13 protein-coding genes are annotated in these 13,742 nt (G+C 69.5%); all 13 read right to left on the bottom strand.

What is annotated here, in order from left to right:
* Positions 1-22: 22 nt before the first annotated feature.
* On the bottom strand, positions 23-1,831 hold the full coding sequence (locus GBZ48_RS36925; protein ID WP_174471336.1) for a helix-turn-helix domain-containing protein: 1,809 nt from the start codon (positions 1,829-1,831) through the stop codon (positions 23-25).
* Between the two features lie 82 nt (positions 1,832-1,913).
* On the bottom strand, positions 1,914-3,191 hold the full coding sequence (locus GBZ48_RS12430; protein WP_174471335.1) for an MFS transporter: 1,278 nt from the start codon (positions 3,189-3,191) through the stop codon (positions 1,914-1,916).
* Entirely contained in the window at positions 3,191-4,138 is a 948-nt protein-coding gene (locus tag GBZ48_RS12425) for a 2-hydroxyacid dehydrogenase (RefSeq protein ID WP_246307154.1), read from the bottom strand. The genes GBZ48_RS12430 and GBZ48_RS12425 overlap by 1 nt, the downstream gene beginning before the upstream one ends.
* 62 nt (positions 4,139-4,200) lie before the next feature.
* Positions 4,201-4,797 (bottom strand): amino acid synthesis family protein, encoded by a 597-nt coding sequence (locus tag GBZ48_RS12420; protein WP_246307153.1) that lies wholly within the window; start codon positions 4,795-4,797, stop codon positions 4,201-4,203.
* Between the two features lie 95 nt (positions 4,798-4,892).
* Complete coding sequence (gene proX, locus GBZ48_RS12415) at positions 4,893-5,930, bottom strand: glycine betaine/L-proline ABC transporter substrate-binding protein ProX (protein ID WP_174471334.1); 1,038 nt, start codon at positions 5,928-5,930, stop codon at positions 4,893-4,895.
* A 94-nt stretch (positions 5,931-6,024) separates the two neighbouring features.
* Positions 6,025-6,960: an ABC transporter permease gene (locus GBZ48_RS12410; protein WP_174471333.1), complete on the bottom strand. Its 936-nt coding sequence runs from the start codon at positions 6,958-6,960 to the stop codon at positions 6,025-6,027.
* Positions 6,953-8,164, bottom strand: coding sequence for a quaternary amine ABC transporter ATP-binding protein (locus GBZ48_RS12405; protein ID WP_174471332.1), 1,212 nt, complete (start codon positions 8,162-8,164; stop codon positions 6,953-6,955). The genes GBZ48_RS12410 and GBZ48_RS12405 overlap by 8 nt, the downstream gene beginning before the upstream one ends.
* 157 nt (positions 8,165-8,321) lie before the next feature.
* Entirely contained in the window at positions 8,322-8,636 is a 315-nt protein-coding gene (locus GBZ48_RS12400) for an NIPSNAP family protein (RefSeq protein ID WP_085091605.1), read from the bottom strand.
* The gene (locus tag GBZ48_RS12395; protein ID WP_174471331.1) at positions 8,633-9,031 is read right to left on the bottom strand and encodes a carboxymuconolactone decarboxylase family protein; all 399 of its coding nucleotides are present in this window, start codon (positions 9,029-9,031) and stop codon (positions 8,633-8,635) included. Before GBZ48_RS12395 ends, GBZ48_RS12400 begins: the two co-directional genes overlap by 4 nt.
* Positions 9,024-9,851 (bottom strand): alpha/beta fold hydrolase, encoded by an 828-nt coding sequence (locus GBZ48_RS12390; RefSeq protein WP_174471330.1) that lies wholly within the window; start codon positions 9,849-9,851, stop codon positions 9,024-9,026. The genes GBZ48_RS12395 and GBZ48_RS12390 overlap by 8 nt, the downstream gene beginning before the upstream one ends.
* Positions 9,852-9,853: 2 nt before the next feature.
* Positions 9,854-10,969 carry an LLM class flavin-dependent oxidoreductase gene (locus GBZ48_RS12385; RefSeq protein WP_174471329.1) on the bottom strand — a complete coding sequence of 372 codons (1,116 nt, stop codon included), beginning with the start codon at positions 10,967-10,969 and terminating at the stop codon, positions 9,854-9,856.
* A gap of 45 nt (positions 10,970-11,014) precedes the next feature.
* Positions 11,015-12,526, bottom strand: a complete 1,512-nt coding sequence (locus tag GBZ48_RS12380) for an aldehyde dehydrogenase (protein ID WP_174471328.1) — start codon at positions 12,524-12,526, stop codon at positions 11,015-11,017.
* Positions 12,527-12,561: 35 nt separating this feature from the next.
* Positions 12,562-13,521: a flavin reductase family protein gene (locus tag GBZ48_RS12375; protein ID WP_174471327.1), complete on the bottom strand. Its 960-nt coding sequence runs from the start codon at positions 13,519-13,521 to the stop codon at positions 12,562-12,564.
* Between the last annotated feature and the right edge of the window lie 221 nt (positions 13,522-13,742).

Raw genomic sequence — 13,742 nt, 5'->3', positions numbered from 1 at the left:
AGCCGGCGGAGCCCTCTCGAGATCAGGGGGACCGGTCGATGACCCCGCTCAGGTGAATGGCGAGTTCAACCGAGAAGCGGCGATCCGGGCTTTCGACATCGATGCCGAACAGCTCTTCGATGCGTGTCAGCCGATAGCGCAGGGTGGTGACGTGCACGCCAAGCTGGTCGGAGCAGGCCTTGGTGCGGCACCCCGTCTTCAGATAGGCGGACAGCGTCTCCAGATAGGGCGTCCCGTGCTGACGGTCGTACTCGATGAGGGCGCCGATGCTGTCGGCGACATAGCCGCGCACCTCGTGGGTGTTGGCGGCGGCCAGCAGCATGGGCAGCGGGCCGAACTGCCGGGCATCGAGGACGCCGGGGCGGCCGAACTCCTCGGCGATCCGGATCATCCGCCAGGACCGGTCCCACGCCTCCGCATAGTCCGGCGGGGCCATGCAGCGGCTCGTCAGCACGACGAACGGCTCGGCATGCAGGATGTCGGCGACGGACCGCGCGATCTGCGCCATCAGCCGCTTGACCGGCCCATGGCTCCGCTCGTCGACGGCGGGAATGAGGCAGACCAGTCCGGCCGGAACGGTGACGAGCGTGCCGGCGATCCCGTGCAGCGACAGCAGCCGCTGGACCGGAAGCCGGAGGTCGGCCGCGGCGCTCACTGCCCGCGGACTGCGGCCGGGCAATCCGACCAGGATCATCTGGGCCGGCAGATCGAGGTTGAGGCCGAGCCGCAGCGCGCGCTGTCCGATGTCGAGGGGATCCCGCCATCGCCGCTCCACCAGTTCCAGGAAAAGCTCGGTCAATGTCCGGTTCTCGTAGCGGAAGCGGATGACGTTGCGCAGCATCTGGATGCCGAGGGCGTGCTTGATGCCGTCGAGCAGGAGCTGATCGGCCTGGCCGTAGGGCTGCGGTCCCGGAAAGATCATCAGCACCCCGACCACCTCGCCGTCGGCGGTCAGCGGGTCGATGCGCGGCGCCGTGCGGATGCGTTTGCCGTTGACCTCCCAGAACAGGGTCGCCCCGGTGGCGGCGACCCCGGTGGCAACGGGATGGTCGATGGCATCGCGCGCCGCCTTCATGATCGAAGGACCGAGGTCGGCCGCGACCGCCGCCTGCCAGTCGGCGTCGCCGATGTCGCTGCCGCTGGGCGCCCGGTCGGCGGTGACGAGGTTGGCGGTGAAGTCGACGATGACGATGGAGTAGGGCAGCAGGTCGCGGATGCGGGGCAGAAGGGTGGCCATCGCCCCGTCCTCCAGCGCCTGGCGCAGCAGCGAGGTGTTCACTTCCAGCGCCCGTTGCAGGCGTTCGGCGGCCAGGGTCTCGGCACGCAGCCGGTGCTGGCGCTCCACCGCGATCTCGCCGAGCTGGACGATCATGCCGATGAAGGCCAGATCCTCCTCGCTCACCTCGATGATGCCGCGGGACACGACGCTCAGCACCAGAGGCCGGCCGCTGTCGTCGGTGCAGTTCATCGGCATGACCAGCACGCTGTGATAGTCGCGCTCGAAGGCCTCCCGGCGATAGCCGGGGAACTCCTCCGATACCCGGGCGTCGGGGATGAAGATCGGCTCGTTCCGCCGCAGGGCGACCAGGGACGGGCTGGTCGCCAGCTCCCAGCGGTCGGGAAGCGGGCGCTGGATCAGCGTCGGGTCGTGGCGGACGACGACCAGGGCGTAGCCATGCTCGACATCGACCGCCATGATCGACCCCATCGACCAGTTGGCATGGCGGCAGGCGGCCAGGACCAGGCGCTGGAGCACCGTCGCCAGATCCCCGCCCGAATTGATCAGGCTCGCCACCACGCGCAGCGACTGGATGCGCGACGTCTCGACCACTGTTCCTCCGGCGAACGGATGGGCTAAAGGCCCGGTTTCGACCGACTCTAACCCGATGACGGCACTCGGAAAAAGCGGAACGTCAGCGCCCTTCCGGCGGCCCGATGCCGGCAGGCGGGGTGCCAGAGGGCTCGATGCCGGAGGACTCAAGGGTCGTCCGGGGGCCGGAGATCGCCGCTCCCGTCAGGCTGTCGGGCGGCAGCGGGCGGAAGGCCGGCGGGCCGGGCGCCCGCTCCCGCTCCCGCACGGCGCGGCGGATCAGGACGAAGGCGGCCAGCGCGGTGCAGCCGGCGGCGGCGTAGACGAACAGTCCCGACGGGCCGAGCCTGTCCATCAGCAGGGCGCCCGGCACCGGACCGACCATCGCCCCGGCGGCCCAGACCACCAGCAGGCCGCTGACCGTGGGGACGATGCGGCCCGGCGGCACCACGTCGCAGGCGTGGGCGACGCACAGGGCGTAGATGCACAGGACCTGGCTGCCCCACAGCGCGAACCCCGCCCACACCAGCCAGGCCGGGCTGCCGGCCGGCAGCAGCGCTAGCCCGGCGGACAGGACGGCGCCGGTCGCGGCCACTGCGGCGATCACGACGCGGCGGTCCCGCCGGTCCGACAGCGCGCCGAGCGGCCATTGGGCGAGAAGGCTGCCGCCCTGGAGGGCGACGAGCAGGGCGGCGGCAGCCGGTTCCGACAGGCCGATGCGCAAGCCATACAGCGGGGCGAACGCGATCATCGAGCCGGTCACCACGCCGACCGCGAAACAGCCGACCAGGGCCGACGGCGCCAGCCTGAACAGCCCGCTAAGGTCGAGCGAGACGGCGGTCGGCAGGGCCGGACGGACCGGACGGGTGACAGCGACCGGCAGCACCGACAGCAGGATCAGCAGGATCAGCAGCCGGAAGGGCTGGTCGCCGCCGGGGTCGAGCAGGAGGGGACCGGCCATCAGCGCCAGCTTGGTGGTGACCATGTAGACCGCCAGGATCCGCCCGCGGTTGCCGTCCTGCGCTCCGGCGCCGATCCACCCCTCGATCACCGTGAACAGCCCGGCAAAGCCGACGCCGGTCAGCGCGCGCAGCAGGACCCAGCCGGCGCTGCCGCCGGCCAGCGGCAGGGCGAGCGCGAGGATTGCCATCAGCGCCGCCAGCCCGGCATAGGCGCGGACGAAGCCGAGCCGGCGGACGACTCTCGGAGCCGCCAGACAGCCGGCGGCGAAGCCGACGCCGTAGGCGGACGCCACCATGCCGATGTCGGCCGCCGACAGGCCCTGCGCCTGCATGCGCAGCGGCAGCAGGGCCTGGAGCAGCCCGTTGCCGGCCTGCATCAGGACGGCGGCCGCCATCACCGGCAGCAGCGGCGGCATCATCAATAGCCGCGCCCCCGGTCGACCCGGTTGGCCAGCGGCCGCCCGTTGCGGAAGGCCGCCAGGGTCGCCACCACCTGTTCCACCGCCTGCGCCGGGTGGGTGGCGGCGGCGCTGTGGGGGGAGACGCGGATGCGCGGATGCCGCCAGAAGGGATGGCCGGCCGGCAGCGGCTCCTCGCTGAACACGTCCAGGCTGGCGCCGCCCAGCCGGCCGCAATCGAGGGCGTCGAGCAGGTCCGCCTCGACCAGATGGTCGCCGCGCCCGGCATTGACCAGCACGGCCCCGGCCGGCAGGCGGGCGAACAGGCGCCGGTTCAGGATGCCGCGGGTGTCGGCGGTCAGCGGCAGCAGGCAGACCAGCTGGTCGCACCGCGGCAGCATCGCCTCCAGCCCGTCGGGGCCGGCGAAGCACTCCACGCCGTCCAGCCGCTTCGGCGACCGGCTCCAGCCGACGACGCGGTATCCCAGCGCCTCCAGCACGACGGCGGCGGCACGTCCCAGCTCCCCGAGCCCGAGCCGCCCGATCGTGACCTCGCGGGCCGGCCGGTAGGGCAGCCACCGCCAGACCCCAGCCGCCTGCGCGGCGTCGAATTCGCCGGAATGGCGATGCCAGCGCAGCACCTGGAGGGCGACGAAGCCGGCCATGTCGTCGCTCAGGCTGTCCGCCACCATGCGGACGAGCGGCACGTCGGGAAGCGACGGGTCGGCCAGCAGCGTCTCGACACCGGCGCCGAGCGACATTACCAGCCGCAGGTTGACCAGTCCGGCGAAGATGCCGGGCGGCGGTTGCCACACCAGCGCCATGTCGATGTCGTCCGGGTCGCCGATTTCCGGCCAGACCCGCAGCGTCACGTCGGGAAGGCGGCGGTGCAGGGCCTCCCGCCACAGGCCGGCATTGTCGATGCCCGAACAGAACAGCAGCGTCATCGGGCTGCGTTGCAGCGGCATGTCGGTATAGCCTCGATCCGTTCGAAAAGCCGGGCGTGGGCGGGAGCGGGTGCGCTGGAGCCTCAACGGGCGCCGGCCTTTTCCGCTTCCATCTCCTCCATGTCGAGGAAGCGGTCGCCGATGCGCGGATGGGCGCGGCTGCCGTCCGACGCGCCGATGGCGACCAGCAGCTCGTCGGGGCCGGGGGAGTCGGGAACCTGGAAATTGGCGGTCAGGAAATGCGCCCGTTTGCCGGTCTCCGTCTTGTGGATCATCGGCAGGGCGAGCAGGGCTCCGGGAGCGTTGCGGGTGTTGGTGAAGCTGAGGAAGGTGGTGCCCTGTGCCGCTTCGCGGAACATGTTGCCGAAGCGCAGCGTGTGGATCAGGGCGGAGGCGTGCTCGATCTCGCCGTTGACGCCGACCGAGGCGGCCTTGCCATAGGCCTCGATGCGCGCGGCCGGCATCAGGGCGACCAGGCGACGCGTCATCTCGGCCCCCAGCGCCGGGGCCACCCGCAGGATCTCCGGCCGCAGATTCTCGACGAAACCCTGGCCGGCCCAGGGGTTGCGCAGCACGGCGGCGACGACGACCGAGGTGATCGGCCGTTCGGCCGGCTTGCCGCCCTCGACGATGGTCTCCTCGATGAAGGTGGAGATCTTGCGCAGTCCGATGTCCATCATGTCCTGTCCGATTCTCTGATGTCCGGTCCCGGAGCCGGCCGGACCGGGGGGCCGGCGGCTTCGGGGGTGGAAACTGGGGAGCGTTGGATGTCGGGTCAGCTCGCCGCCCTGGCGCTGGCGACCCATTGCTCGAAGGTCGGCTTGTTGGCGGCGAGCCACTCCTGGGCGAGCGCGCGGATGTGGCTTTCGCTGGCGCCCTTCTCGCTGATGCTGCGCTCCCAGGCGGCCCACATCTGCAGCGGGAAGCCGATGTTCTCGACCAGCGCCTTCACCGCCGGGTTGGCGGCGATGAAGTCCCGGTTGGCGACGGTGTTCCAGTTCCAGGAGGCCATGGCCATCCGGCAGGGATCGGCGCCGCCGGCGCAGCCCGACACGCCGCTGACCAGGGCCGTGCCCTTGTTGGGCACCGACGGGGGCAGGGCGTCGAACGGGGTGGGCAGCCAGACCACATCCTTGCCGGGGACCAGCGTGTTGGTGACCCAGGACGGGCTCCAGGCGTAGAAGAAGGCGGGCTCGCCGCGGCGGACGCGGGCGACCGCCTCCACCATCAGCGGTTCGTACTTGCCGCGCACCGAGGTCACCGTGTCCTTCAGGCCGAACTTGTCGAGCTGGAAGTCGACCACGTCGCCGCAGCTCCAGCCGGGGTCGCAGTTGACCAGATCCGCCTTGCCGCCCTTGCCGAACAGCGCGGCGATCTTCGGATCCTTCATCTGCTCCAGCGAGGTGATGTGGTGGGCGTCGGCCGTCTTCTTGTCGATCAGGTAGCCGTTGACCCCGCCCTCCTTGATCAGGCCGCCGCCGACGATGGTCGCCTGCTGCTCCACCTTGCGGAAGGCGGGCTCGCGCTGCGGGAAGTTGATGTCGGTGGCGATGTCGAGATCGCCCTGCGCCGCCGCCTGGAAGAACAGGGTGGTGCTCAGCGTGCTGAGCTTGACCGAATAGCCGAGTTCCTTGAAGGCGGCGGTGACGATCTGGGCGGTGACGTAGTTGGCGCCGAGGCTGTCCGACTGGGCGTAGCGGATGGTCTTGCCCTTGCCGGGCTGGTCGGCGGCCAGGGACGGCTGCACGCAGGCCGCGGCGAGGAAGGCGGCGACGGAGAGGGACTTTGCGACCGACTTTGTGAAGAAGGGCATGGCGGTTTCCTCAATCGGGGTCGGAACGGGATGCGGGGGGAGCGGGGCTTGCGGTCCGGGCCTTGCGGTTTGGGGCTTGCAATCTGGGGGGGGATCACTGGTCCGGACTGGAGATCGCCGGCTTGGAGGTGGCCGGACGGCTGGAGCGGACGAGGGCGCGCAGGCTGCGGAGCAACGGACGACCGCCGGGACCGCCGGGCTGGGCCAGCTTCTGGGTGATGCGGTCGAGCATCATCGCCAGCAGCACGATGGCGATGCCGCCCACCGCGGCGCGGCCGACGTCGAGCCGCCCGAGGCCCTGGAGCACCACCAGCCCGAGACCTTCCGCCCCGATCATGGCGACGACCACCGACATCACCATTGCGGTCAGCACCGTCTGGTTCAGGCCGCCGAGGATGGTCGGCACGGCCAGCGGAAGCTGAACCTCCCACAGCAGCTGGCGCCTGGTGGCGCCGAAGGCGAGGCCGGCCTCGACCATCTCGGTCTCGACCATGCGGATGCCGAGGTTGGTGAAGCGGATCAGCGGCGGGGCCGCCGCCGTCACCACCGCCACCTCGCCCGGCACCGTGCCGACGCCGAACAGCATCACCACCGGCACCAGATACACGAAGGTCGGGGTGGTCTGCATGATGTCGAGGATCGGGCGGACCACGCCCCACATCCGGTCGCTGCGGGCGCAGCCGATGCCGATCGGAATGCCGACGGCGGCGCAGATGACGATGGCGGTGGTGATCAGCGACAGGGTGGTCATCGCCTCCGACCAGACGCCCAGCGCCGCGATGGCGATCAGGGCGACGGCGCTGAAGCAGGCGACCCCCAGGCTGGCCAGCCGCCAGGCCAGCAGCACCGACACCGCCACGATGGCGAGGAAGGGGATTTCCTGGAGCAGGAAGATGTTGAGGTTCAGCACATACTCGACCGGCCATTTGATGGCGAGGAAGAGCGGGCGCAGGTTCAGCGCGATCCACGCGACGCCGTCCTGGATCCAGGCGTCGACCGGGAAGACGTTGAGGTCGTTCGCGTCAAGCATGCAGGCCTCCCGCCGGGTGAGAGGGGGCGGAGGCGATGCCCGCCAGGATGCGGTCGGCGGCGAGCGTGCCGGTCAGCCGGCCGTCCTCGTCGACCACCGCCATCGGCCGTCCGGCCCGGTGGGCGCGGGCGGCGTCGAGAAGGCTGTCGCACTCGCGCACCGTGACGAAGTCCTTGCGCAGGGCGCTCAAACCGCCGGTCCCAAGGCCGCTATTCCCGAGGCCCGTGGTATCACGCAGGCCCCGCAGCGTGTCGGCGTCGAGCGCGCCGACGACATGGCCGCCGTCGTCGAGCACCAGCCCGCCGCCGTCGCCCGTCTCGGCGAGGCACAAGCCGGCGGCCAGCGGGACGGGTTGCACCGGGGTCATCGCCCAACGGGCGTCGAACAGGCGCGAGCGGTCGACCTCGCGGGTGAAGGCGGCGACATAGTCGCTGCCCGGCTCCAGCACGATCTGCTGGGGCGTGCCCTCGCGGACCAGCTCGCCGTCGGCCATGATGGCGATCCGCGTGCCGAGCTTCAGCGCCTCCTGGAAATCGTGGGTGATGAACAGGATGGTCTTCTTCAGCGTGCGTTGGAGGCGCAGCAGTTCGTCCTGCATCTCGGTGCGGATCAGCGGGTCGAGCGCGCTGAACGCCTCGTCCATGATCAGCACGTCGGCATCGGTGGCGAGCGCGCGGGCGAGCCCGACCCGCTGGCGCATGCCGCCGCTCAGCTCGTGGGGGTAGTGGTTGCCCCAGCGCGCCAGCCCGACGATCGACAGAACCTCCTCCGCCCGGCGCCGCCGGGCCTGGGGGGAGACCCCCTGGAGCTTCAGGCCGAATTCGGTGTTCTCGGCGACGGTGCGGTTGGGCAGCAGGGCGAAATGCTGGAACACCATGGAGATGCGCTTGCGGCGGATGTCGCGCAGTTCCGCCTCGCCGGCGGCGACGATGTCGCGGCCATCCAGCAGGATGCGGCCGGCGCTCGGCTCGTTCAGCCGGTTGATGCAGCGGGCCAGGGTGGACTTTCCCGATCCCGACAGGCCCATCACCATATAGATGGCACCGCTCGGAACTGACAGAGAAACGTCGTTCAACCCTACAACCATTCCGGTTTTTGCCAGAACATCGGCTTTTTTTGCACCTGCGGCCAACATCCGCAGAGCCGGATCGGGAGATTTGGAGAAAACTTTATAGAGATTCTCTACCCTCAGTCGTTCTGTCACAACCGTCTCCCATCGTTGTGTTCGGTGGGCTTTCCCTGTCTTTAAGATTTTTACTTGTGCCCATTAGGAAGACTTGCGCGTCTTCCTGTCTTCCTGCGAAACAAAGGAAAAGTGGCCCTATCGTTCCTGCGAATCGGAGCATGACGCCGCCGGCTCGTCACTTCAGGGGCGAGAAGGCGGTCGGCAGCAGGATGCGGTTTTCCGCCGTCTCGATCAGCGCCGCCAGCTTCGGGATGAAGGCCTGCCAGCGCGGATCCTCGGAGAGCTGCTGGCGGCGGGCGGTGCGGTCCTCGAAATCGGCATAACCCCACATGTGGACGACATGGTTGAGCGGGCCGATCTCGCTGACGAAGTAACCGATCAGATTGCCGAGGATCGGCTGCTGGATCGCCAGCCCTTCGCTCTGCACCAGCGCCAGATACTCGCGCAGCTTGCCGGAGCGGATGCGGTAGATGCGTTCCTCGACGATCATGGCGTGCCTCCCGTGCCGTCCCCGGCGATCTCCTGGCGGATTTTGCGGGCGATGCGGAAGCATTCGACGCCGGCGGGAATGCCGCAATAGACCGCGATCTGGATCAGCGCCGCCTGCAACTCGGCATCGGAGAGGCCGTTGCGGATGGCGCCGCGCAGGTGCAGCTCGAACTCGTGCATGCGGCCCAGCGCCGCGATCATGCCGAGGTTGAGCAGGCTGCGCTGGCGGCGGTCGAGCGCGTCGTCGGCCCAGCACTGCCCCCAGCAATATTCGTTGACCATCTGCTGGAAGGGCCGGGAGAAGTCGTCGGCCGCCGCCATCGCGCGGTCGACATAGGCGTCGCCGAGCACGTCGCGCCGGACGCGCTCGCCCGCCCGTTGCAGGGGTTCATCCATGGCTTGCGCCCTCCTTCGGCTGCTCGGCGGATGTCAGGAAGCGCCCCATCAGCCCCGCCACAGCGTCCGGCGCCTCGATCAGGATCGAATGGCGCAGGCCCGGCAGGATGTGCAGAGCCGAACCGGGGATGCTGTCGTGCATGGTGCGCGCCATGCGCGGGTTGGAGCCGATGTCCTCCTCCCCGGTCGCGATCAGGGTCGGGCAGCGGATCTGGTCGAGGAAACCGCCGAAATCGGTTTCCGCCAGGACGCGGTAGGCGGCGGCGTAGCAGTCGGGGTCGTTCCCGGCGTTGCGTTCGCGCAGGCCCCGGATCAGCTCCGGGTTCCGCTCCTGGAACTCCTCGGTCAGCCAGCGCGACAGCGAGGCGTCGTAATGCGAGCCCGGCTGTCCGGCCTGCAGGGCCGCCAGACGGTCGAGCACCCGCCGGCGCTCCTCCGGATTGCGGCCGGCGACGGTGGACAGCAGCACCAGCCGCTTGACGCGCTCCGGATGGGTCAGGGTCAGGCGCTGGGCGATCAGCCCGCCCAGCGAGAATCCCGCCAGGTTGAAGCGGCCGAAGCCGGCATGGTCGGCCAGCGCCAGCGTCTCGCCGACGAAATCGTCGATCTCGTAGCGGCCCTTGATCCTTGTGGAGCCGCCATGGCCGCGCAGGTCGAAGGTCAGGATGGTGAAGCGGTCGGCGAGCCGCTCAACCACACCGCTCCAGGCCTCCAGGTAGGAGCCGACGCCATGGATGCAGACCAGCGGCTCCGGCCCCCGGCCGTCGAGCCGGTAGTTCAGCGTCACCGGCCCGACCGTGAAATGACGGGAGTCGGCCATGGTCAGCGCCCCGCCGCGGCCATGCGAGGCGGCACGGCAGCAAGGCGGCGCTCTTCCTCGAACCGGCGGTCGCGCTCGCGCGCGGCGAAGACCGGCAGCACCTCACGGGTGAACAGGTCGAGCGTCTTGCGCTGGAGTTCCACCGGCAGGTTGAAGGACAGGCCGAGCGAGAACTGGTCGACGCCGGCCGCCTCATAGTCCAGCAGCTTTTCGATCACCTCGTCCGGCGTGCCGAACATCAGGTTCTTCAGGACGTTCTCCGGCTTGTAGTTGTCGCGGCCGGCGACGCTTTCGTAGGACACCGCGGTCGGGAAGCCGTTGGTCACCGTCCCGATGTTCTGGAACAGATTCTCGAAGCTGCGGCCGTAGTCGATGCTGTGCCGCACCGCCAGCTCGGCCTCCTCCGGCCGCTCATAGCAGCAGGTGCGGCGCTGCATCATGAAGCGCGGGCGCGGCACCTCCGGATGGTCGGCCACCGCCTTGCGGAACTTCTCGCCCAGCACGGCGATCTCGGCCGCCGGGGCGGCCAGCGGCGTCGACAGGATGCTGGCGCCGATGCCGACGGCCCAGTCGAAGGTGCCGGGGTCGCGGGCCGCCACCCAGATGCGCGGGTGCGGCGCCTGCAACGGCTTGGGCACCGAGGTCGCCAGCGGGAACTTCCAGTAATGGCCGTCATGGGCGTAATCGCCGGCCCACAGCTTCTGCACCGCCGGCACCAGCTCCTTCATGTAGGCGACGCCCTCCTGCTGGGGCATGCCGCCGGCCATGCGGTCGAACTCGTACTGGTAGGCGCCGCGGGCGATGCCGAACTCCAGCCGGCCGCCGGTCAGGTGGTCGCACAGCGCCGCTTCGCCGGCCAGCCGGATCGGGCTCCAGTAGGGGGCGACGATGGTGGCGGTGCCGAGCCGGATGCGCTCGGTGTGCTGGCCGAGCCAGGTCAGGATGGTGAAGGGGTTGGGGGAGATCGTGCACTCGATGGTGTGGTGCTCGGCGGTCCACAGGGTCTCGAAACCGCCCTGGTCGGCCATCTTCACCAGTTCCAGCATGGTGCTGGTCACGTCGCTCATCGGCGTGTCCGGTGAGAAGCGCTCCATGGAAAGCGCGACGGCGAACTTCATGTCCTTGTCCTTTTTTCGGGGGAGGAGAAGCCCGGTCGGGGCGGATCAGCGCAGCCGGATGACGAAGGGGTCCTGCATGGCGCCGGAGTAATCGATGACGACGTTCTTCGACCGCGAGAACTCGCGCATCACGTCGAAGCCGCCGCGCCGGCCGTAGCCGCTCTGCTTGAAGCCGCCGTTCGACGACATGTAGGCGGCGGCGCGGTAGGTGTTGATCCAGACGGTGCCGGCGTCGATCCGGGTGGCGAAGCGCATGGCGCGGTCGATGTCGCTGGTCCAGATGCCCGACGCGAGGCCATAGCGGGTGTCGTTCGCCATGGCGATCATCTCGTCCTCCGAGGCGAAGGGCACCACGCCGACGACCGGACCGAAGATCTCGTCCTGCATGAAGCCCATGTCGTTGCGCGCATCGGCCAGCACCGTCGGCTCGAAGTACCAGCCCTTCTCCAGCCCCGCCGCCTGGGGCCGCCGTCCGCCGGCGGCCAGCCGGGCGCCGTCGCGCTGGCCCGAGGCGACATAGTCCTCGACCTTGGCGAGCTGCGCCGACAGGGCGAGCGGGCCGATGTCGGTGCTCTCCTCCATCGGGTGGTTGACGGTGATGCGTCCGGTGCGGGCGACCAGCGCCTCGACGAAGCGGTCGTAGATGGCGGCCTCGACGAAGCAGCGCGACCCGGCGACGCAGGTCTGCCCGGCTGCGGCGAAGACCCCGGCGACCACGCCGTTCACCGCCCGCTCGATATCGACGTCGCCGAACACCACGTGGGGCGACTTGCCGCCCAGTTCCATCTGGCAGGGCACGAGGTTGGCGGCGGCGGTGGCGGCGATGCGGCTGCCGGTCTGGGTGCTGCCGGTGAAGACGATCTTGGCGATGCCGGGGTGGCGGGTCAGCGCCTCCCCGGCGGTGGCGCCGCCGCCGGTCACCACATTGACGACGCCGTCCGGGAAACCGGCCTCAGTGACCAGCTCGGCCAGCGCCAGGGTGGAGGCAGTGGCGTGTTCCGACGGCTTGATCACCACCGTGTTGCCGATGGCGAGGCAGGGCGCCAGCGTGCCGGTCAGCAGCATCAGCGGCGAGTTCCACGGCGTGATCATGCCGACGACGCCCAGCGGTTCGCGCAGGTTGAAGTTCAGCATGTCCAGCTTGTTCACCGGGATGGTGTCGCCCTGCAGCTTGTCGGCCATCCCGGCGAAATAGACGTAGCTGTCGGGGATGGCGCGCATCTGGGCGCGCATCTCCTTGATCAGCTTGCCGTTGTCGCGGGTCTCCATCAGCGCCAGTTCCTCGGCGTTGGCGAGGATCAGCTCGGCCAGGCGGCGCACCAGCTTGCCGCGGTCGCTCTGGGTCATCCGTCGCCAGGCCGGATCAATGAAGGCGGCCCGCGCCGCGGCGACGGCGGCATCGACATCCTCGGCACCGGCGTCGGCCAGTTCGTACCAGGGCTCGGCGGTGGTGGGGTCGTAGCTCGGGATGTAGCGGCCGCTTTTCGGTTCGACGAACCGTCCGCCGATATAGAGGGCGCGGCGGGTGCCTTCGAGCGACCTGCAGGTGGTGAGCATCGCGGTCTCGTATTTTGTGGAGGGGCGGCGGGGGATCAGCCGTGTTCGGCGAAGGCACCGGGCCAGGGGGAGGGGCGGCCGTCGACCATCGCCAGCCGCCCGCCGTCGCTTGAGTCGATGTAGATGCCGAAGCGGTCCGCCTGCCGTTCCCGGACATAGCGGCGCAGCATCGCCCGGGTCTCGCGCGTCGCCATGGCCTCGAAGGGCAGGGCGTCGAGCGCGAAGAAGCGGAGGCCCGGCGGCAGGGCCGTGGTGGCCGCATCGGCCGCGAGGCGGGTGCGATAGACCAGGCAGCCGGCGTCCTGCCCGGCGACGTCGAAGACCGAATAAAGGAAGCTGTCGTCCGGCCGCAGCTGTAGCGTGCTGCCGTCCGCCAGGGGCAGTGCCCGTTCGGCCTTGCGGCTGCGGCCGCCCGGCAGGCGCCAGCCGCCCGCTCCGTCGGATTGCAGCAGGATGCCGTCGTCCGCTTCCACGAGGTAGCCGACCTGCATGCCGTGCGGCGCCTCTGCACCGGCGTCCGGTGCCTCGTGCACCGTCGCGTACCGACCCCGGCAGAAGCCGAGCGGGGCTGCCCGGCCTGCCGTTCCGCCAGCAGTACCGCCTGGGCTCCCGCTGGGGCCGAAGGCCTGCACGCGGCCGATGAGAACCAGATGATCGCCGGCCATCACGCGGTCATGCACCGTGCAATCGAACCAGGTGAGGCAATCGGTCAGGACCGGCGCGCCGGTGTGTTTCGGGCCGAACCCGGTCGACTGGAATTTTTCGGGTGAACGGGAGGCGAAAAGGCTGGAGACATCGGCCTGTCCCTCGTGCAGCAGATTGACGGCGAAGGACGGCGTATTGCAGAAGCTCGGAAAGCTGAACGATCGGTTTCCGATGCAGACAAGGACCAGCGGCGGATCGAGCGAAACGGATGTGAAGGAATTGGCCGTTATCCCACGGGGATTTCCCTCTTCGTCGAGCACGGTGACGACCGTAACCCCGGTCGGGAACATGCCGAAGGCGTTTCGAAGGTCTCTTTGATTGATGGGCGGTGGTTCATTCGAAGAGAATGTCACGTCTGCCTCCCTTCCATTACGAAGACGAGGCTACCCTGGGCGGAGACCGCCATCTTCCTCCTCTACAGAGGAATGTGCGACATTTTGTCCCATCGATTCCAAGGAATGGGCCCTGCCGCGGCAGCGCCGTCGCTGGCGGACAGGGGCTATGGGCAGAT

The organism is Azospirillum melinis (assembly GCF_013340935.1).
GTDB classification, from domain to species: Bacteria; Pseudomonadota; Alphaproteobacteria; order Azospirillales; family Azospirillaceae; genus Azospirillum; species Azospirillum melinis.
The sequence above is the reverse complement of the archived record's forward strand: the minus strand, read 5'-3'. Positions and strand labels throughout refer to the sequence as shown.

Bases quoted from the DNA above. Each gene is read 5' to 3' on its own strand.
- GBZ48_RS12430 (WP_174471335.1), bottom strand. From the start codon at position 3,191: ATGATGCCGCCGCTGCTGCCGGTGATGGCGGCCGCCGTCCTGATGCAG.
- GBZ48_RS12425 (WP_246307154.1), bottom strand. From the start codon at position 4,138: ATGCCGCTGCAACGCAGCCCGATGACGCTGCTGTTCTGTTCGGGCATC.
- GBZ48_RS12420 (WP_246307153.1), bottom strand. From the start codon at position 4,797: ATGATGGACATCGGACTGCGCAAGATCTCCACCTTCATCGAGGAGACC.
- proX (WP_174471334.1), bottom strand. From the start codon at position 5,930: ATGCCCTTCTTCACAAAGTCGGTCGCAAAGTCCCTCTCCGTCGCCGCC.
- GBZ48_RS12410 (WP_174471333.1), bottom strand. From the start codon at position 6,960: ATGCTTGACGCGAACGACCTCAACGTCTTCCCGGTCGACGCCTGGATC.
- GBZ48_RS12400 (WP_085091605.1), bottom strand. From the start codon at position 8,636: ATGATCGTCGAGGAACGCATCTACCGCATCCGCTCCGGCAAGCTGCGC.
- GBZ48_RS12395 (WP_174471331.1), bottom strand. From the start codon at position 9,031: ATGGATGAACCCCTGCAACGGGCGGGCGAGCGCGTCCGGCGCGACGTG.
- GBZ48_RS12390 (WP_174471330.1), bottom strand. From the start codon at position 9,851: ATGGCCGACTCCCGTCATTTCACGGTCGGGCCGGTGACGCTGAACTAC.
- GBZ48_RS12385 (WP_174471329.1), bottom strand. From the start codon at position 10,969: ATGAAGTTCGCCGTCGCGCTTTCCATGGAGCGCTTCTCACCGGACACG.
- GBZ48_RS12380 (WP_174471328.1), bottom strand. From the start codon at position 12,526: ATGCTCACCACCTGCAGGTCGCTCGAAGGCACCCGCCGCGCCCTCTAT.
- GBZ48_RS12375 (WP_174471327.1), bottom strand. From the start codon at position 13,521: ATGTTCCCGACCGGGGTTACGGTCGTCACCGTGCTCGACGAAGAGGGA.